The organism is Actinoplanes regularis, from assembly GCF_900188005.1.
GTDB classification, from domain to species: Bacteria; Actinomycetota; Actinomycetes; order Mycobacteriales; family Micromonosporaceae; genus Actinoplanes; species Actinoplanes regularis.
The window spans coordinates 1-18,117 of record NZ_FZNR01000023.1 but is presented as its reverse complement, the minus strand read 5'-3'; the positions used below and the strand labels follow the sequence as shown (position 1 = coordinate 18,117).

18 protein-coding genes and 1 tRNA gene are annotated in these 18,117 nt (G+C 69.3%); 6 read left to right on the top strand and 13 right to left on the bottom strand.

Annotated features, from left to right (window positions below):
- Positions 1 to 114: 114 nt before the first annotated feature.
- The 3 genes from CHC09_RS37020 to CHC09_RS37010 are packed head-to-tail and all read right to left on the bottom strand — an operon-like array spanning position 115 to position 2,890.
- Positions 115 to 1,614 carry a PP2C family protein-serine/threonine phosphatase gene (locus CHC09_RS37020; protein WP_089297941.1) on the bottom strand — a complete coding sequence of 500 codons (1,500 nt, stop codon included), beginning with the start codon at positions 1,612 to 1,614 and terminating at the stop codon, positions 115 to 117.
- Positions 1,611 to 2,093, bottom strand: coding sequence for an FHA domain-containing protein FhaB/FipA (locus CHC09_RS37015; protein WP_089297940.1), 483 nt, complete (start codon positions 2,091 to 2,093; stop codon positions 1,611 to 1,613). The genes CHC09_RS37020 and CHC09_RS37015 overlap by 4 nt, the downstream gene beginning before the upstream one ends.
- A 5-nt stretch (positions 2,094 to 2,098) precedes the next feature.
- The gene (locus CHC09_RS37010) at positions 2,099 to 2,890 is read right to left on the bottom strand and encodes an FHA domain-containing protein (RefSeq protein ID WP_089298027.1); all 792 of its coding nucleotides are present in this window, start codon (positions 2,888 to 2,890) and stop codon (positions 2,099 to 2,101) included.
- Positions 2,891 to 3,191: 301 nt separating this feature from the next.
- On the opposite strand from CHC09_RS37010, the gene CHC09_RS37005 reads away from it, so the two are divergent.
- The 3 genes from CHC09_RS37005 to CHC09_RS36995 all read left to right on the top strand — a co-directional run bounded on the left by CHC09_RS37005 (position 3,192) and on the right by CHC09_RS36995 (position 5,175).
- Positions 3,192 to 3,274 (top strand) — tRNA-Leu (locus tag CHC09_RS37005).
- Positions 3,275 to 3,568: 294 nt separating this feature from the next.
- Positions 3,569 to 4,372: a WecB/TagA/CpsF family glycosyltransferase gene (locus tag CHC09_RS37000; RefSeq protein WP_089297939.1), complete on the top strand. Its 804-nt coding sequence runs from the start codon at positions 3,569 to 3,571 to the stop codon at positions 4,370 to 4,372.
- A 182-nt stretch (positions 4,373 to 4,554) separates the two neighbouring features.
- Positions 4,555 to 5,175, top strand: coding sequence for a hypothetical protein (locus CHC09_RS36995; protein ID WP_239138873.1), 621 nt, complete (start codon positions 4,555 to 4,557; stop codon positions 5,173 to 5,175).
- A 95-nt stretch (positions 5,176 to 5,270) separates the two neighbouring features.
- Here CHC09_RS36995 and CHC09_RS36990 read toward each other — a convergent pair whose 3' ends face one another.
- Positions 5,271 to 5,726 carry a hypothetical protein gene (locus CHC09_RS36990; RefSeq protein WP_089297937.1) on the bottom strand — a complete coding sequence of 152 codons (456 nt, stop codon included), beginning with the start codon at positions 5,724 to 5,726 and terminating at the stop codon, positions 5,271 to 5,273.
- Between the two features lie 171 nt (positions 5,727 to 5,897).
- Positions 5,898 to 6,116: a DUF397 domain-containing protein gene (locus CHC09_RS36985; RefSeq protein WP_373872022.1), complete on the bottom strand. Its 219-nt coding sequence runs from the start codon at positions 6,114 to 6,116 to the stop codon at positions 5,898 to 5,900.
- A 674-nt stretch (positions 6,117 to 6,790) separates the two neighbouring features.
- On the opposite strand from CHC09_RS36985, the gene CHC09_RS36980 reads away from it, so the two are divergent.
- The gene (locus tag CHC09_RS36980) at positions 6,791 to 7,093 is read left to right on the top strand and encodes a hypothetical protein (RefSeq protein ID WP_089297935.1); all 303 of its coding nucleotides are present in this window, start codon (positions 6,791 to 6,793) and stop codon (positions 7,091 to 7,093) included.
- Between the two features lie 23 nt (positions 7,094 to 7,116).
- Here the strand turns inward: CHC09_RS36980 and CHC09_RS36975 are convergent, their stop codons facing one another.
- The gene (locus CHC09_RS36975) at positions 7,117 to 7,884 is read right to left on the bottom strand and encodes a PASTA domain-containing protein (protein WP_179277437.1); all 768 of its coding nucleotides are present in this window, start codon (positions 7,882 to 7,884) and stop codon (positions 7,117 to 7,119) included.
- A gap of 150 nt (positions 7,885 to 8,034) precedes the next feature.
- Between CHC09_RS36975 and CHC09_RS36970 the strand changes: the two genes are divergently transcribed.
- Entirely contained in the window at positions 8,035 to 9,438 is a 1,404-nt protein-coding gene (locus CHC09_RS36970) for a Hansenula MRAKII killer toxin-resistant protein 1 (protein WP_179277436.1), read from the top strand.
- A gap of 5 nt (positions 9,439 to 9,443) precedes the next feature.
- Here CHC09_RS36970 and CHC09_RS36965 read toward each other — a convergent pair whose 3' ends face one another.
- Positions 9,444 to 10,922 (bottom strand): glutamate-cysteine ligase family protein, encoded by a 1,479-nt coding sequence (locus CHC09_RS36965; RefSeq protein WP_089297932.1) that lies wholly within the window; start codon positions 10,920 to 10,922, stop codon positions 9,444 to 9,446.
- Positions 10,923 to 11,086: 164 nt separating this feature from the next.
- Positions 11,087 to 11,656: a YceI family protein gene (locus CHC09_RS36960; protein ID WP_089297931.1), complete on the bottom strand. Its 570-nt coding sequence runs from the start codon at positions 11,654 to 11,656 to the stop codon at positions 11,087 to 11,089.
- 101 nt (positions 11,657 to 11,757) lie between these two features.
- On the opposite strand from CHC09_RS36960, the gene CHC09_RS36955 reads away from it, so the two are divergent.
- Positions 11,758 to 12,243: a MarR family winged helix-turn-helix transcriptional regulator gene (locus CHC09_RS36955; protein ID WP_179277435.1), complete on the top strand. Its 486-nt coding sequence runs from the start codon at positions 11,758 to 11,760 to the stop codon at positions 12,241 to 12,243.
- Between the two features lie 226 nt (positions 12,244 to 12,469).
- On the opposite strand, the gene CHC09_RS36950 is transcribed toward CHC09_RS36955, so the two are convergent.
- The 5 genes from CHC09_RS36950 to CHC09_RS36935 form a co-directional block, all read right to left on the bottom strand.
- On the bottom strand, positions 12,470 to 13,375 hold the full coding sequence (locus tag CHC09_RS36950; protein ID WP_239138878.1) for a hypothetical protein: 906 nt from the start codon (positions 13,373 to 13,375) through the stop codon (positions 12,470 to 12,472).
- A complete protein-coding gene (locus tag CHC09_RS48110) occupies positions 13,261 to 13,761 on the bottom strand; it encodes a helix-turn-helix domain-containing protein (RefSeq protein WP_239138874.1) in 501 nt (166 codons plus the stop codon). Before CHC09_RS48110 ends, CHC09_RS36950 begins: the two co-directional genes overlap by 115 nt.
- A gap of 74 nt (positions 13,762 to 13,835) precedes the next feature.
- Complete coding sequence (locus tag CHC09_RS36945; RefSeq protein ID WP_089297930.1) at positions 13,836 to 14,993, bottom strand: acyl-CoA dehydrogenase family protein; 1,158 nt, start codon at positions 14,991 to 14,993, stop codon at positions 13,836 to 13,838.
- 34 nt (positions 14,994 to 15,027) lie between these two features.
- Positions 15,028 to 16,551: an acyl-CoA carboxylase subunit beta gene (locus CHC09_RS36940; protein WP_089297929.1), complete on the bottom strand. Its 1,524-nt coding sequence runs from the start codon at positions 16,549 to 16,551 to the stop codon at positions 15,028 to 15,030.
- A gap of 206 nt (positions 16,552 to 16,757) precedes the next feature.
- Positions 16,758 to 17,933 (bottom strand): hypothetical protein, encoded by a 1,176-nt coding sequence (locus CHC09_RS36935; protein ID WP_143232798.1) that lies wholly within the window; start codon positions 17,931 to 17,933, stop codon positions 16,758 to 16,760.
- Between the last annotated feature and the right edge of the window lie 184 nt (positions 17,934 to 18,117).

Here is an 18,117-nt window from a genome sequence, read left to right as displayed (position 1 = left end):
CGTTGCGCCGGGTCTTCAATCCCGGGATACGCGACAGCTCGCCCGTGGAAGCGGGCGAGGAAGCCGGTACAGCGGGCGCGGTCAAAAAAATCCCCAGACGTTGTAAGGCCGTGCTCAGTCGGCGGTCCGGCAGTCGGTCGTGTCGACGGCAGTGGACGCGCTCGCGGACGGTTGGACGCTCGGCTCGACGGCCGGCGCCGAAGTCGCCTTCGCCGGCGCTGACGCCGCTTTGGCCGGCGCCGAAGTCGCCTTCGCCGGCGCTGACGCCGCTTTGGCCGGCGCCGATGTCGCCTTGGCCGGCGCCGAAGTCGCCTTCACCGGTGCCGAAGTAGCGGTGGTGCCGGCCGGGCGAGGCGAGCTCGAGGCGGTCGGCGCGGCGCTGACCGCGGAACAGAGCGGCTTCAGGTTCGGGTTGGACGGCTGGTCGCTGGTCAGGTCGGTGAGCATGCCCCGGGCGTCGTTCTCGCTGGCGGCGTGGATGCCCTGCTTGACCCGCTCCTGGGCGACGGTGGTCAGGTCGTCGAGGCGAACCGTGCTGGTCTCGCTCACCGCGGACAGGTCGAGTCCGGCGATCTGCCCCGGCACACCGCGGAAGATGGCGAGCTGGCCGGCCTCGGTCGCGCCGACGTAGTACTGGTCCTGGGTGTACTTCCAGCCGGCCCAGAGACCGCCGCCCAGCAGGCCGAGCACCAGCAGGACCAGCAGGCTGGTCCGGACCGGGTGACCGGTCGGCTCGGGGTCGCGGTCGTACCCCTCGGTCTCCGGCTGGGCCGGGCGCGGTGGCTGCTGCTTGAGCGCCGCGGCCCGGGACGCCGGGGTCGAGGCGTCGGCCATGGTGGTGTTGCCCCGGTCGGACGCGGCCGCACCCCCGACGATCGGCGCCTGCTCGACGATGTCCGCGTCGGTCAGGTCGGCGATCACCACGGAGATGTTGTCCGGGCCGCCGCCGCGGAGTGCGAGCTGCACCAGCCGCTCGGCGCAGGCCTTCGGGTCGGCGATCTCCCGCATGGTCTGGCCGATCGTCTCGCCGCTGACCACCCCGGACAGGCCGTCGCTGCAGATCAGGTACCGGTCACCCTTGAGAACCTGGCGAACCGAGTACTCCGGGTCGATGTCCCGGCCGTCCAGCGCCCGGGTGAGCAGCGACCGCTGCGGGTGGCTGCTCGCCTCCTCCGGGCTGACCCGGCCCTCGTCGACCAGCATCTGGACGTACGTGTCGTCCTTGGTGATCTGTGCGAACTCGCCGTTGCGCAGCAGGTACGCACGTGAGTCACCGATGTGCACCATGCCGAACTTGCTGCCGGTGAAGAGCACCGCGGTCAGCGTGGTGCCCATGCCCTCCATCTGCGGGTTGGCGTCGACGGTGTCCCGCAACTGCTGGTTCGCGGTGCCGACGGCATGCCGCAGGGCGTCGACCAGCGCGTCCCCTGGAACGTCGTCGTCGAGGGGCGCCATCGCGGCGATGACGATATTGGAGGCGACATCACCGGCGGCCATGCCGCCCATGCCGTCCGCGACGGCAAGCAGCCGCGGCCCGGCGTAGACGGAGTCCTGGTTCAGGTCTCGGATCAGACCGCGGTCGCACTGAGCGGCATAGCGCAGGGTCAGGGTCATGGCCGTAACTCGAGTGAAGTGCGTCCGATCCGGATCGGGACGCCAAGGGGGACAGGGGTGGGTCCGGAGACCTTACCGCGATCGAGGTAGGTGCCGTTGGTCGAGCCGAGGTCCTCTACGAACCACTGCCCGTCCCGGGGCACGATCCGGGCGTGCCGGGCCGACGCGAAGTCGTCGGTGATGACCAGGGTCGAATCCTCGGCGCGACCGATCGTGATCGGGGCCTCGCCAAGGGTGATCCGGGTACCGGCCAACTGGCCGGCGGTCACCACCAACTGCCGTGCCGCCTTACCGCGCTTCGCCTTCGCAGGCCGGCCTTGAAGGATCGCGCCACCCACCCCCCGAGGGCTGGCGACGATGCTCTTCGACCGGACCCCCGCGAAGAGGTCCCGCCGGATCACCCCGACCACTGTGAACACGAAGATCCACAGCAGGATCAGGAAGCCGAAGCGGGCGACGGTGAGGACGAATTCGGGCAACGCCGCTAGCCGTCCACTCGGAAGGTCAGCGTGGTGGTCCCGAGCTGAATCATGTCGCCCGGGTTCAGCGCCACCGCGGAGACCCGCTGGCCGTTCACCATCGTCCCGTTGGTCGAGCCGAGGTCGGTCAGCACGACCTGGTTGCCGTCGTAGTCCAGCCGGGCGTGCCGGCGCGAGATGCCGACGTCCGGCAGACGCAGGTTCGCCTGGTCGCCCCGGCCGATCACGGTCGAGCCCATCTGGAGCGGGTAGGTCCGGCCGTCACCGGAGACCAGACCGACACTGCGCGGGGCGCCGTGACCACCACCGTGCGGCGGGTAGCCGCCACCGTGCTGGTCGTACGGCGAGTACTGCGGGCCGGCGTCGTAGGCCGGCTGCTGCACCGGGGCGACCTCGCCACCGGTGTAGACCTCCGCGGTCACCCGGAACATGCCGGTGTCCAGGCCCTCGCCACGTTCGATCTCGACGATCACGTCGCCGTAGACCGTCCAGGCCTGCTCACCGATGAACTCGGCCTGGGACTGCGCCAGCTCCTGCGCCAGGGCGGCCGCGTACGGCGCCAGGCGGGAGTGGTCGTACGGCGAAAGATCGATTACATAGCGGTTGGGCACGAGGGTGCGGCCACCGGCGAGAATGGCCTTGTGCGCCTCGGCCTCCCGCTGCATGGCATTCAGGATCTCCACAGGGTGCACGACACCCTTGAAGACCTTCGCGAAGGCCCCCTCGACAAGGCCTTCCAATCGCTTCTCAAAGCGCTGCAGCACGCTCACCGGCTCCTCCTCGGGTTCCGAGGACATGATGGTATCCGGCCGCCGCTTGCGCATCTGCAGCCCAAGAGCAGCCGGCACTTCTGACCCTCGTATGACGCCCCACGACGCCGTGCTAGTGTTTCCTCCGTCGCGGGGCGATATCAACTCTGGTGGTAATCGAGTTTCGGTTGGCACTGGGCCCGGCTAATACTGGGCCAGGTTGGTACTACCTCGATGACTACTCGCGACAGCGTAGTCTGTTGCACGCAGTAACCCGAAGCAGCCCCGCAGGGGGCGGTTTCGAAGGTCACCGAGGTTGGTTATACGATCCTCACCGACCAAGTCACATGGGGATGTGGCGGAATGGCAGACGCGCACGGTTCAGGTCCGTGTGTCCGAAAGGACGTGGGGGTTCAACTCCCCCCATCCCCACGAGCACGAATGGGCGATCCAAGTCCGCGGAAACGCGGACCGGGGTCGCCCTCGTCATATCTGCTCCCCGCCTCCCGGTGGCTGAGGTGAACGCCACATGTCACTACTCACGGTGGGTGGCTCGCCCTTCGGGCCTCGCGATTGATCAAGACCCTTCTCCGGTACGACGCCCGGCGGCGCACGCCACGTGTCAACGATCGGGTGAAGTTCGGGCTGGCGTAAGCTCGCCCGCCTGTTGGGGTGGAAGTTCCTTCTGAGCGTTGGGGTGTAGTCGTGACCGCTGTGCCGTCTGGGGTGGACCAGGGGAAGCGCAACGTGCTTGGGGTGCTCGTGGATGCGACCGACTACGCGTCGGCCACCGAGCGGATCATCTCGGCGGCACGGGAGGGCCGGCCGTACGCGGTCACCGCGCTCGCCGTGCACGGTGTCATGACGGGCGTCGAGGATCCGGCGCACGGCGCCCGGCTCAACTCGTTCGACCTGGTCACGCCGGACGGGCAGCCGGTGCGGTGGGCACTGAACCTGCTGCACGGCGCCGGGCTGACCGACCGGGTCTACGGGCCCACGCTGACCCTCAAGGTCGTGGAGCGCGCCGCGGCCGAAGGTCTTCCGATCTATCTGTACGGGTCGACCCAGCCGACGCTGGACCGGCTGGTGCCGGCGCTGCTGGGGATGTTCCCGGGGCTGAAGATCGCCGGGGTGGAGGCGTCCAAGTTCCGTGGCGCCCAGCCGGGCGAGGAGGCCGAGATCGCGGAGCGGATCAAGGCTTCCGGAGCCCGGATCGTCCTGGTCGGGCTGGGCTGCCCGCGGCAGGAGGTCTTCACGTACGCGATGCGGCCGCTGCTGGACATGCCGCTGCTGGCCGTCGGGGCGGCGTTCGACTACCACGCCGGGCTGCTGAAGAACCCGCCCGCCTGGATGCAGAAGTACGCGCTGGAGTGGCTGTGGCGGCTCGGGCTGGAGCCGAAGCGGCTGTGGAAGCGGTATGTACTGCTGAACCCGGCCTACCTGAGCCGGCTCGCCGCGCAGAAGACCGGGCTGTGGAAGGCGACGCCGGCGGCTCCGACCGGTGAGCCGGTGCACGGCTTCGCGGTCTGAGGTCGTACACCCCGGGAATTTCGATCATCCGCGTCTTCGGACGCGGATGATCTTTTTCGTCCGGCAGGCGACAATGGGGCACAGGTCACATCTCCGGCGAGCCCTTCGTCCACACCCTTACGGGTACGTCTTGGGGGCATATCCCGGTTTCGGCGGGCCCTCGACGGGTGAACGCTGTCGATGTGAACACCGCTGTGGACGTGATTCTGATCGGCGCTCTCGCCGGGGTCTGGCTCGCCGCCGGGCTGCTGGCCGAGGGGCTGCCGACGGTCGGCAGCGCGCGACTGATGCGTCGCCGGGCCGTCCTGCTCACCGCCCTGATCAGTGCGGGGGCGGCGCTGTTCGTCGCGGTGCCGGTCGTCACCGGGCTGCTGCCGGGCACTTCGGCGGCACCCGCCGCGGCCCTGCTCCCGGCCGCGCCGGCGATGGTCGTGCTGACCATGGGCGTTCGCAGACTGAGCCGGGTGCGCCGGGGTGCGGGCGCCTTCGCGACCGCCCCGCTGGCTCCCGTGCCACCCGCCCTGCGAGCCGCCGCGGCGCACCCTTTGATCACCGCGTCGCTACAGGTCACCGGCCTGGCCGCGATCGTCGGCCTGCCGCTCGCGGCCGGCCTGGTCCACCTGCCCGGCCACGGTGTCCCGGCCACCGACGGCTTCACCGGCATGGCCGGCATCGCGATCACCGTGGTCGCGATCGCGGTGTCGGCGATCGGCATCCGTGCCGCTCTCCGCCACAGTCGCCTCACTGTACTTACCGGTGTCGCCCTCGGCTCACGACCGCTACGCCCCTGGAAGTCGATGTAGCGGGGCCCGGAACCGGCTGTCGAAGCATGGTCGGTTCCGGGCCCCGCTGGGTCGATCGCGCGATGCGGCCCATGGCCGCGGTCGGGTACGTCGGGTCAGTGCTGCTTCAGCTTCGCTTCCTGCACGTAAAGCAGCTCCAGAATGGAGCGGGCCGCCTCGAACCAGCGGTCGAGCCAGTCGGACTTCGGCAGGGTGCCGCGGGCGGGCAGCTCGAGGAGCAGGCCCCGCAGCAGCGGGTGGTCGGCCATCGACGTGTTCGCCGGCGTGCCGTCGCTCCAGTCCGAAACGGCGAAGACCGGTTCGGTCAGGCCCTGCAGATCGAGTGAGGGCAGCTTCGCCGCCCGGTCCAGGGCGCTGGTCGGCTCCAGGCTGTGGGACCGTCCGGGCGACCGGGTCGGCAGCCCCGAGCTGTGCCGCGCCAGCAGTTCGCCGTCGGTGTAGTCGCCGGTCAGCGCCTCGCGCCGCCCCTGCCGGTAGGCGCTCACGCCCCCGCTGAACCGGTCCTGCGCCGTCGACGAGCCGTTGTTGAGGTTGTCCGAACCAATCGTCATCTCACTGCCTTGCCTCGTTGAAAGTTCGTCCCGGCGGTCAGCGCGGTCCGGTCCGCGCTTGGAACATTCAACGAGGCGTGCCGCACTCAGCGACGGTAAAAGCGGACAAATAGCCGCAGCCGACTCGTTGGCGCAGGTCACCGAGCCGGCCGCGAGAACCATTCGAACGGCTCAGAGATCGAATTCGCCGTCCTTGGCACCGTGCACGAAGGCGTCCCATTCGGCCGCAGTGAAGATCAGCGCCGGCCCTGACGGGTTCTTGGAATCCCGGACCGCGATGGCGTCGTCAATGAACGCCACCTCGACACAGTTGTCGCTGTCCGCGCCGCTTCGGGTGCTCTTGAACCACTGCGCCTGGTTCAGGTCGACCCGGAGACCTTTGACCTTGATTTCCACGATGGCTCCTCCGTCCAGAGGTGTACCGATCTCAGCGGGCCGGCTTCATCGAGTGCCGCCGAATGATCGATGGGACCGTTCTGAATCCAGTAACGACCACGGGCACGGCGAGACGCGCGATCCTGAACGAGCTTCTCCGTTCGGGTTAATCCCATCGGACAACTTGAATCCAGCCAGTTCAGCCGCGTTTGAGCCGCGATTGTCAGCCTTTACTAATTTATGTCCGAAATGATCCATACACTGTGGATCACGTGGCAATATCCGCCCACATCGACTCCACCTGCGAAATCTCAAAGATCACCGAGCGCTGTTCCATGATCACTGAGGATCACGGAAGAAGGACATGCAACTTGCATCGACGACACTGGTGGTGCAATCTTTCCGTATGGCTTGCATCACGTAACGTTCTTGAGTGATGCGGCCAAGTCCGACGCAAACACACCAAAATGACGTCCGACACGGGGTGCCGAGCCACCGGGGGTCCCACATGGACTTCCGCCTGAGACCTGGGTGGCAGGATCGGCGATGGTGACGTTCTGCAACCTCCTTCGATGGTTGGCATCGTCGAAGGCTTGCAAAGGTGCATGAGCCGGGCAGACTGGTGCATCTGTGTCACAAGTCAATCCAGCAAAACTCATCAGGCAAAGAGTCTCAGGGCAGGAGATGACGTGCTTCTTCCTCGGTCCGGTGATGTCATCCACGTGACGAAGGCGGCCAGCGTCCAATTCGCATCACCGATGCTCTTCCGGGTCATCCGGGTTCATGACTGGCCGACCTACGAGGGTTGGGTCTGGCTCGATGGCTACGAACTCAACTCCGCTGGCGACGCAGTGGAACGGCGCTCCATCTTTGTGCAGGTCAACGGTTTACGGCCGGTCGGTAAGGCCCCGGACCCGCGGGCCCGGAACGGCCGTCAGCCGGCCACCCGCCCGAACGTGATCCCGGCCCGGCCGATTCGTACGCCCCGCTGAGCCGACCCGACGCCGAGGACGCGTCAGTCCTCGTCGGGCTCGGTGGTGGCGCCGCCGGTCGGTGCCGTCGTCGTCGAGGCCGGGCTGCCCGTCCGCGCGGCCGCGACGACGAGGGCGATCTTGCTGTCCGGCGGGACAGCCTGGCCCTCGGCCGGGTCACAGTCGATGACCGTGCCCGGCTCCGCGTCGCTGGGCAGTTGGAGGACCCGGTATCCCAGGCCGACACTGTCGAGCACCGCTTTCGCATCCGCCAGTGGCAGCCCACGCAGCGCCGGCACGGTCACCTCGGTGACGGTCGGCTCGGTCGTCGGCACCGTGCTGAACGTCGGGGTCGTGGGCTCGGTGGTGGGCGTGGTGGCCGTCGGCGTCGCGGTGGCGCGGGTCTGTGTCGGGACCTGCGGTGGCGTTTTCAGGTCGGTCCCGGAGCCCCCCACGATCAGGTAGATGCCGTACCCGAGCAGGCCGAGCAACAGCAGGCTCACGATGCCGACCACGATCGGCATCCACCAGTGACCGGACGGCTCCTCCAAGGGCCCGGCCGACGTCCAGTCGTCGTCGGTGGACGGGGGGCGAACCATGGCCCGGCCCTTCCACGGGTTGTCGTCCGTGCCGCGCGGATCCGGATCCCACCCACCGAGCGGAGACGTCGGCCGGGTCTCCGCGGTCGGGGTGTCCTCCGATCGGGGACGGCCGGACGGTTGATTCGGCTGTATCTGGGTCGCGTCGTCGGCGACGGTCTCGTCCGGGCGTGAGGCATCGCCGTCCCGGCTCGGCTGGCGCTCGTCCGGCATCGCCCCTCCTCCGCTCCGCGCACTCGATCTCGTAGCAGCGTCAAGGTATCGAATCATGGAGTACCCGGGGATCCGTGAGCAACGCGATCCGTGGCGTGACCAGGCTGGGTATTTTCGCGGACATCGGCAACGGCCAGTACAGTGCCCGGCATGGCGGAGAAGGGCTGGACAACACAGGCCGGTGCGGCAGCCGGAATCGCCGCCGGCGCGGGCGCCGCACAACTGGGTCTCGGCTACGGCCTCGGAGTCATCGAGTGGCCGGCCGTCGCGACCGCGTCGGACAGCACCTGGCTGAACAGCCTGGGCTGGGCCACCTGGGTCACCGCCAGCGCGACGGTCCTGGGCGCGGTGATCGCCGGCCGGATGCGTACCGACCAGCCCGGCCCCTGGCGAACCCTCTGGCGCATCGCGCTCTCCGCCGCGTCGGCACTCGGGGCCCTGGTCTCCGTGGCGCTGGTCGCGCTGCCGGCGCGCTCCGTGGTGTTACCGGTCGGTGTCACCGGCCACTCGCCCCAACTGGTCGCCGTCGGTTACGCCCTGATCGGCCTGGTAACCGGCCTGGCGGTGGCGTTCTGGGCGGTCTCCTCCGCCCCGGTCGCCGCGAACCTGCTGGGCACCGCGGCCTGGCTGTGGGCTCTCGCCATCGCCGGGGTCGCCGCCGAACTGGCCAGCGGCCGCGAACTCGAGACCTACCTGACCAGCTGGCAGTTCGCCGAGACCCAGAGCCCGATCCGGCACGGCGGGATCTACTGGCCCAGCGCCATCCTGACGCTGGCCGCGGCGTTCGTGATCGGCCTGGTCCTGGCCTGGCCGGCGGCCCGCCGGGGCGACCGCGGTCTCGGCACGGCCACCTCCGGCGCGGTGGGCCCGCTCCTGGTCGCGATCTCCTTCATCGCCTTGGCGCCACTGTTCACCGAGCCGGCCGGGCCGCTCCAGTCCGCCTACCTGATCGCTCCCTACGCCGTCCTCGCCGGACTGGCCGGCTCCGCCCTGACCGTCTCTCTGACCCGGGGACCCGGCCGGCCCAGCCCGAGTCCCACCGATCCGCCGTTGTCGCTCCCGGCGGGCCCCACCCGCGCGGAGGTTCCGGACGTCGCCGCCGGCAGCACCAAGCCGACTACCCGGGTCGCCCCCAAACCGACGCCGCCGCCGGCCCCGAAGGTCGCGACCAAGGCGGAGCCGGCCGCGAAGGGCGAGCCCGCACCGGCGTCACCCGCCGAGAAGCCGGGTCGGCGCCGTTGGCTTCTCTTCGGCGAACGTCGCCCCGCGGGAACGGGTCAGGAGAACCCGGGCGAACAGGCCACCCCGGAGCCGAAAGGTCGCACCCGCAAGCCGCGCGCGTCCAAGCCGGCGGAATCGCCGGCGCCGCGTACCCCCGCTCCCGCAAAACCGGCCGAGGACGACGGGCTCGCCGACCCGGAGCTCGCCGCGGCCGCCCGTCCCAGCAAGAACGCCACGAAGCGGGCCGCCGCCCGCAAGGACGCCGCGACCCGCCCCACCATCACCCCGCCGCCGGTCAACCCGCCTGTCGCCCGGATCAATCCCAAGGACTGACCCGGTCAGTCGTCGGACGGCCAGGTGTGCACGGGCTCGTTCGAATGCTGCAGGTCGAGATAGCGCCGGGTCATCGCGCGCAGGGCGTCCTTGCGGCTGAGCCCGCCACGCTCCGCGGCGCGCACCGCCGAGGTCTGCCAGGAAGCCCCGTTCCGCCTGGTCAGGCACCGTCCTTCGATGATGCCGAGCAACCTGTCCCGCTCCGCCGGATGCACCCCGAACCGATCGAGTCCGTCGTACGCCATCGGTAGCAGCGTATTCAGGACGAGATCCACGACCTCCACCTCGCCGAGCCCCGGCCAGTAGACCGTCGCGTCCAGTCCGTCTCGTGCACCGGCGCGGAAGTTCGCCTCCGCCGTGCCGAAGTCGAAGCGGGACCAGACCGGCCGCTCCGCCTCGGCGAGCCGGCGCACCACCCCGAAGTAGAAGGCCGCGTTCGCCATCAGGTCCACAACGGTGGGGCCGGACGGCAGCACACGGTTCTCCACCCGCAAATGCGGCTTACCATCCATGATGTCGTATACAGGACGATTCCAGCGATAGACCGTCCCGTTGTGCATGCAGAGCTCAGCCAGCCGCGGTATCCCGCCGGCCGACCGCACCTGGGCCGGATCCTCCTCGCCGAGGAACGGCAGCAGCGGGGGAAAGAACTTGACGTTCTCCTCGTAGAGGTCGAAGACCGACGTGATCCAGCGCTCGCCGAACCAGACCCGCGGCCGCACCCCCTGCGCCTTGAGCTCGTCCGGCCGGGTATCCGTGGCCTGCTCGAAGAGCGCGATCCGGGTCTCCGCCCAGAGTCTGCGCCCGTGCAGGAACGTCGAGTTCGCCCCGAGCGCCACCTGCGCCGCCGCCATCGCCTGCGAGGCGTTCCAGTAGCGCGCGAAATCGTCCGACGGCACCTGCAGATGGAACTGCGCGCTGGTACACGCGGACTCCGGCACGATCGTCCCGCTCGCACTGCGGAGCCGCTCCACGCCCCGGATGTCCAGCGGGAACTGCTCGCCCCGGGCGGCGACGATCTCGTCGTTCAACGCCCGGAACCGTTCGTTCTCCGACAGGTTCGCCAGGATCAGGTGTTCCGGCGTGAGCGTGGGCAGCATCCCGATCAGGGCGAGGCGGCCGTCCGCCTTGCCGGCGCGCTCCTCGGCCGTACGCAAAGCATCCAGAATGTCTTTTTCGAACGCGCCGAAGCCCTCCGCGGCGATCGGCCTGGGCGGAACGTTCAATTCGATGTTGAACCGGCCCAACTCGGCCTGGAAGCGCGGATCGGCGAGGTCGGCCAGCAACTCGGCGTTGCGCATCACCGGGCCGGCCTCCGCGTCGACGAGGTTGATCTCGATCTCCAAGCCGGTCATGCCGGTCCCGGTGTCGAAGACCTCGGCGTCCAGCAACTCACCCAGCACGTCCAGGCAGCGGCGCACCTTGTACCGAAAACGGATGCGATCCTCGGGCGGAACGATCGCGTGTGCCAGATCTTTGCCCATGGTGCCCTCTCGTTCCGGTCGGAGACGAAACGGACGCCGATCACCACGCTGTGAACAAGCGGATACTGTCGGTCCACCTTCCCATCCCCGGGCGGCTACCGCTAGACGAATCAAGGCGCCACCCGGAGAACCGGATGGCGCCTCGACTGTGGACGGTGCCGTGATCAGGCCTGGAGGATCGCTTCGCCCTCGATCTCGATCTTGACCTTCTTGCCGATCATCACGCCGCCGGTCTCCAGGGCCATGTTGTAGGTCAGGCCCCAGTCCTCCCGGTCGATCTCGGTGTGCGCGCTGAACCCGAAGAGGTGCTGACCATACGGGCTGGTGGTGGCACCCTCGAACTCGACGACGAGCTCGACCGCCTTGGTCACGCCCTTGATGGTGAGCTCACCGTCGAGGACGAACTCGGCGCCGGCGTGCGACTTGATGCCGGTGCTGCGGAACTCCATGGTCGGGTACTTCTCGGCCTCGAAGAAGTCGCCGGTGCGCAGGTGGTTGTCGCGGTCGACCTGGCCGGTCTCGACGCTCGCGGTCTTGATCGACGCGGTCACCGAGGACTCCAGCGGGTTCTCCCCGACGACGATCGTGGCGGACGCTTCGGCGAACTGCCCACGGACCTTGCTGACCATGAGGTGCTTCACGACAAAGCCGACCCGCTTGTGCGCCGCGTCCAGCTCGTAGGTGCCGGCGGCCGGGATCTGCAGACCTTCGAACTCACGAGTGCTGACGGTCATGACGGTTCCTCTCTCGAAGTCTCTAGCGGGATGCTTGTCTGACGGAGCAACTATATGCTCCGCAATATTCCTCTTGTCAAGTGCCTGCTAGAGTCGACTCCGTGAACACCGATCTGGACGACCCTCGCCTCACCGCGGTCGGCCTGCTGGCCGAGGCCTACACGGGTCTGATGAACCGCCTCGCCGCACAGTTCGAGGAGCACCGGCTCTCTCCGGTCGAATTCGAAGTCCTGATGCGCCTGGCCCGCTCGCCCGGCGACCGCCTGCGGATGACCGACCTGGCCGGGCAGACCACGCTCTCCACCAGCGGTGTCACCCGGGTCGTGGACCGGATGGAGCGCAACGGCCTGGTCCGCCGCGAGGCGTGCGCGAGCGACCGCCGCAGCTCCTACGCGGTGATCACCGAGGTCGGGCAGGAGCGGCTCGCCCAGGTCCTGCCCGGGCACCTCGAGCTGGTCCAGCGGTGGTATGTCGGACTTCTCCCGCAGGACCGGTTCGACGATCTGCTCGACTCGCTCCGGACGATCCGGGACGCGGTCAACCCGTGCGCCACCGCCGGAAGCTCAGAAACGGACACGCCGGCCTGACCGACCGGCAGAACCACCGGCAGAAGGGGCGAATTCCCTGGGCGTCACGTGCGGCCGGGCTACTGTTGCGGCCCTGGGGGATGCGGCGCGATCGAGGCGATGTACGGGGCTTACGGGGGAGTCTTCGTTCTCGCCGTGTAAGGGCGCGGCGTAGCGGCGACCGGCGCGCGTGGGGGGCACGAATCACGCCGGTTGCGCACGCCGCGCCCGGGCCCCGGACCTGCCGCTAAGGCACGACGCCATAGCCGGAACCGGTGTCCGGCCCCAGCCGGGCATGCCTCTTCCGGGCGTCCTCCAGCTCACCCTCGGCCGCCGCCTGATCGGCGGCGAAATCCCGCACGGCGGCCGGCAGCCGGAACCGGACGGCATGATCACCGCTCACACTGAGCAGGCCCAGGGCGACCAGCCGATCCAGCAGGTGCACCACGTCGGCAAGCTCACCGTCCAACGTGTCCAGCAGCGCCTCCGCCGACGCTCGCGACCAGCGATGCCGGAACATCGCCAGCAACCGCAGCGCCCGCTGCTCCGCGGGCGCGAGCAACCGATAGCTCTCGGCCACCACGACCTGCAACGGAACGACGGCCCGCGGCGACCGGTCGGCATAGCTGCCGAGGATCTCCGGGATGGTGAGAACCCGGCCGCGCGCCGCGGCCAGCTCGATCGCGAGCGGCAGGCCGCCGAGATGCCGGACCAGCGCCGCGAGCGGCGCGATCTCCTGCGGCGCCAGGCGAGTGCGGCGCACCCGGCCCAGCCGTTCCAGCAGCAGACCGATCGCGGGGTACGGCACCAGCTCCGCGACCGTGCCGGCCGACAACGTCACCGGCGGGGTCGCGAGCGGGATGACCGGCCAGACCCGCTCCTCGGCCAGCCCGGTCGGCTGCCGTCCGGTGGCCAGGAAGCGCAACCGCGGCACCTGTTTCAGCAGCTCAGCCATCGCCGCACCGACCGCCGCCGGTGCCCGGTCCACCCCGTCCACGAAGAGCAGGGCCGGCCGGCCGGTCAGGTCCTGCGGCCGGGTCACCCCGAACCCGGCCGCCACGCTGCCGAGCAGCTCATCCGCGGTGGAGTCGTCGGCCACCGCGACGCCGGCCACCCCGCCCGGATAGGCGCCGGCCAGCCGGTGCGCGACCACCGTGGCGAGGCTCGTCTTGCCCACCCCGGGACTCCGACCAGGGTCGTCCCCCGCGACCCGGCGGTGGAGAGGCGGCCGACCAGCTCGGCGACGTCGGCGTCCCGACCGATCAGCTCGTCGTTCGGCGCGGCCCGCTGGAAGGGGGTCTCGCGGGTGAGCCGGCCCCGGGCGGCGGCCAGGAACACGTCCCGATCGGAACCGGTCAGGCCGAGGGCGCGGACCAGCAGCTCGGCGGTCATCCGCTGTGGGCGGTTGGCGCGGCCGCGCTCGAGGTCACGGACCGTACGAACGCCGATGGCGGCGCGGTCGGCCAACTCCTCCTGAGTCAGGCCGGCGCGCCGCCGATGGTTGCGCAGCAGGGCACCGAAGCCCTGATCGGACGCCATCCTGCGAAACTAGGCATCGAATTCGATCGGGGTGAACCCGAAAGCCCGGTTTGTCGGAAAGTGGACTCCCGGTATCAGAGGCCCAGACCGCGCGCGATCAGCATCCGCTGCACCTCGGAGGTGCCCTCACCGACCTCCAGGATCTTGGCGTCCCGGTAGAAGCGGCCGACCGCCGACTCGTTCATGAAGCCGTAGCCGCCGTGCACCTGGGTGGCGTACCGGCTGTTCTCCATGGCGGCATTGCTGGCGTTCAGCTTGGCGATCGCGGCGTACCGCTTGAAGTCCTCGCCGGCGAGCATCCGGGCGGCCGCGTCGTAGTAGCCGAGTCGCGCCAGGTGGGCACGCAGCTCCATGTCCGCGATCAGGAACTGCACGGCCTGGTTGTCGCCGATCGGGCGGCCGAACGCGACGCGCTGCTTCGCGTACGACACCGACTCGTCGACACAGCCCTGGGCCAGACCGACGGAGAGCGCGGCGATCGCGATCCGGCCCTCGTCGAGGATCCTCAGGAACTGGGCGAAACCGCGGCCCCGCACACCGAGCAGGTTCTCCGCCGGCACCCGGACGTCGTCGAAGAAGAGCTCGTGGGTGTCCGACGCACACCAGCCGACCTTGGAGTACTGCGGCGCGACGGTGAAGCCGGGCGTGCCCGACGGAACGATGATCGTGGAGAGCTCGCGGCTGCCGTCCGGGTTGGTACCGGTCGCGGCCATCACCGTGACCAGGGAGGTGATGTCGGTGCCGGAGTTGGTGATGAACGCCTTGTTCCCGTTGATCACCCACTCGCCGGTCGCCTCGTCGAGCACCGCGCGGGTGGTGATCCCGGCCGCGTCCGACCCGGAACCGGGCTCGGTGAGACCGAAACCGGCCAGCGCCTCACCACTGAGCAACGCGGGCAGCCAGCGCTCTCGCTGGGCCGGGGTGCCGTACCGGTAGATCGGCATGGCACCGAGCGAGACCGCGGCCTCCAGGGTGACGGCGACCGAGCTGTCCACCCGGGCCAGTTCCTCCAGCGCGATGCACAGCGCGAAGTAGTCGCCGCCCATCCCGCCGCTCTCCTCCGGGAAAGGCAGACCGAAGAGGCCCATCTTCCCCATCTGGCGCACCACGTCGTACGGGAAGGTCTTGTTCTCGTAGTGGTCGGCGATCACCGGCGCCACCTGCTCGCGGGCAAACTGCCGGACGCTCGCGCGCAACTCCTCGAGCTCGTCACCGAGCCGGAAATCAACCATGATCGAAACACGCTTCTTTCGTGGGACGAAAGCTTCAGACCGGATTGACGCCGTGTCGCCGGCGGGAGAACGTGCGGTCCTTGCCGCGCGCCGCGGCGAAGCGCCGGATCAGCTCGGCCCGCAGGTCGCCGGGCTCGACCACGGCGTCCACGACGAGCTCGCTGGCCAGGCGCATGATGTCGATGTCGCGCTCGTACTCGGCGCGTCGCTCGGCGATGAAGGCGGCCCGATCGTCCGGGTCCTCGATCGCCGCGATCTTGTTGGCGTAGACCGCGTTGACCGCGGCCTCGGCACCCATCACCGCGATCTTCGCGGTGGGCAGCGCGATGGTGGCGTCCGGCTCGAAGCCGGGACCGGCCATCGCATAGAGGCCGGCACCGTACGCCTTACGCACCACCACGCAGATCTTCGGCACCGTGGCCTCGGAGATGGCGGTGATCATCTTGGCGCCGTGCCGGATGATGCCCTGCTTCTCCACGGCCGAGCCGACCATGAAGCCGGGCACGTCGGCCAGGAACAGCAGCGGGATGTTGAAGGCGTCGCAGAGCTGCACGAACCGGCTCGCCTTGTCGGCCGAGTCGACGAAGAGGACGCCGCCCTTGAACATCGAGTTGTTCCCGAGGACACCGACCACCTCGCCGTTCAGGCGGGCGAAGCCGACCGTCAGCTCCCGCGCCCACAGCGCCTGGATCTCGAAGTAGGAGTTCTCGTCGACCAGGCCCTTGACGTACCTCCGCATGTCGAACGCCTGCCGCTCGCTCGCCGGGACCAGCGCGGCGAGATCGACGCCGGCCGGACCGGACGCGGACGCCGAAGGCGGACGCTCTGTCCAGTTGGTGGGCAGATAGGACAGGTAGGTGCGGACGACGTCGAGCGCCTCGCGCTCGGACTTGCAGAGGAAGTGCCCGACGCCGGACTCGGCGCAGTGCACCCGGGCGCCGCCCATCGCCTCGAGCGTGGTCTTCTCGCCGGTGACCATCTCGACCATGCGGTCGGAGCCGAGGTACATGCTGGCGTTGCCCTCGACCATGGCGACGACGTCGCAGAAGGCCGGAATGTAGGCACCGCCGGCGGCGGAGGGCCCGAACAGGGCGCAGACCTGGGGAATGGAGCCGGACGCCTTGACCTGGGTGTGGAAGATCTTTCCGGCTCCGCGCCGGCCGGGGAACAGGTCCACCTGGTCGGTGATCCGGGCGCCGGCCGAGTCGACCAGGTAGACCATCGGCACACCGAGTTGGTAGGCCTTCTCGATGATCCGGACGATCTTCTCCACCGTGCGGGCGCCCCATGAACCGGCCTTGACCGTGGAGTCGTTGGCCATCACGCACACGTCGCGCCCGTCGATCCGGGCGGCTCCGGTGATCACGCCATCGGCCGGCAATCCCTCGGCCAGACTGTTGGCGTAGAGGCCGTCTTCCACGAAGGAACCGTCGTCCACCAGGAGCGCGACCCGCTCCCGGGCGAAGAGCTTGCCTTTCGCCGCGTTCGCGGCGTGATACCGCTCCGCGCCGCCGGCCAGCACACGCTTGCGGACCTGCGCCAGCGCGTCGCCGTCCATCGCTCCCCCTAGTTCAGGTTCCACAACCCTCTATCGAGCTTAACGCTCGTTAGGGTTTAACGAGCGTTAGGTTATCTCAAACGAAGATCCGCGGCAACGACGAACGGGAGCACCCGCGTGTGCGAGCACTCCCGTTCATCGTTGCCGGCGCTGTGGAGGAACGCCGGTCCGCCGACGGCGCCCGGGACGACGCCACCGGCGTGGGATCAGCCCAGGCTGCCGAGCAGGTCCATACCGCCCAGGCTGCCGCTCAGGCTGCTGGTCGAGATGCTCTCGATCGAGTTACGGCCACCGGTCTCGTCGCCGTACCGGTCGCCCTTGACGTTGCCGCCCGGGGCGCCGTAGCCCTGGTTGCCCTGCACACCCTTGACGTTGCCGCCCGGGGCGCCGTAGCCGCCCTTGACGCCCTTGACGTGGCCCCGGTTGGCGTTCTTGACGCCGCCGTAGCCCTTGACGCCCTTGACGTTGCCGCTCGGGGCGCCGTAGCCGCCCTTGACGCCCTTGACGTGGCCCCGGTTGGCGTTCTTCACGCCGCCGTAGCCCTTGACGCCCTTGATGGCACCGCGGACGGGCTTGTGGCCCTTGTGCCCGCCGTGGTCGCCCCGGACGCCACCGATCGGAGCACCGCCACCGATCGGAGCACCACCGATCGGAGCGCCACCGATCGGGGCACCGCCGATCGGAGCGCCACCGATCGGAGCGCCACCGATCGGAGCGCCACCGATCGGAGCACCACCGATCGGGGCACCGCCGATCGGAACGCCGCCGATCGGAGCACCACCGATCGGGGCACCACCGATCGGAACGCCGCCGACCGGAACGCCACCGACCGGCGGAACGACCGGAACCGCGGGCGGGAAGGCAGCGCAGTCGACGTCCACGCAGTCGGGGTTGACAAGGGGGGTGTCCACGCAGGCGTCGGCGCAGCTGCTGTCCACGCCGACCGACGCCTGGTGGACCACGACGACGTTGGTGAGGGTGTCACCGTGGCCCGCGCAGGACACGCCCAGCAGCCCGGTGAGCGAGCTACCGCAGGAGCTGATCGGGGCGACGAGCGGAGCGACCTGCTGCAGCCCGTTCAGGTACCCGACGCCGGTGAAGCCACCCCCGTGGGCAAAGTTGTGCAAGGCGTTGTACCCGTTGAGGCCCCAGGTGGTGCTGCCGCAGTAGATGCCACACAGGCCGGCTTCGGCGGCCTGGGCGGCCTCGCCGTTCGCGGAGGAGACCCCGCCCAGCCCGATGGCGTCGCCCTTCATGTTCACCGGCATGGTGGCCGGCGCGACGAACTGGCGGCCGTTCAGGGCGTCGAGGCTGGTGGACGAGGCCTGGTTGACCCCGGCCTGGGCAGCCGCCGGGGCCAGCAGGAGGGCTCCGGCAGCCATGATTCCGACGCTCAGCGTCTTACGAACCCACGTCTTCTTCATGTGAAAAGAGATGCCTTTCCAAAATGGTCAGCAAGGATTTCCGCGTGTTCAATTGCCTATTCCGGAACATTGTTTTGGGCGCAGCGGTGCCCTGGCTCGATTTGTCCGGCCGGAGAATCCGCTCGTCGACATACGCCCACGA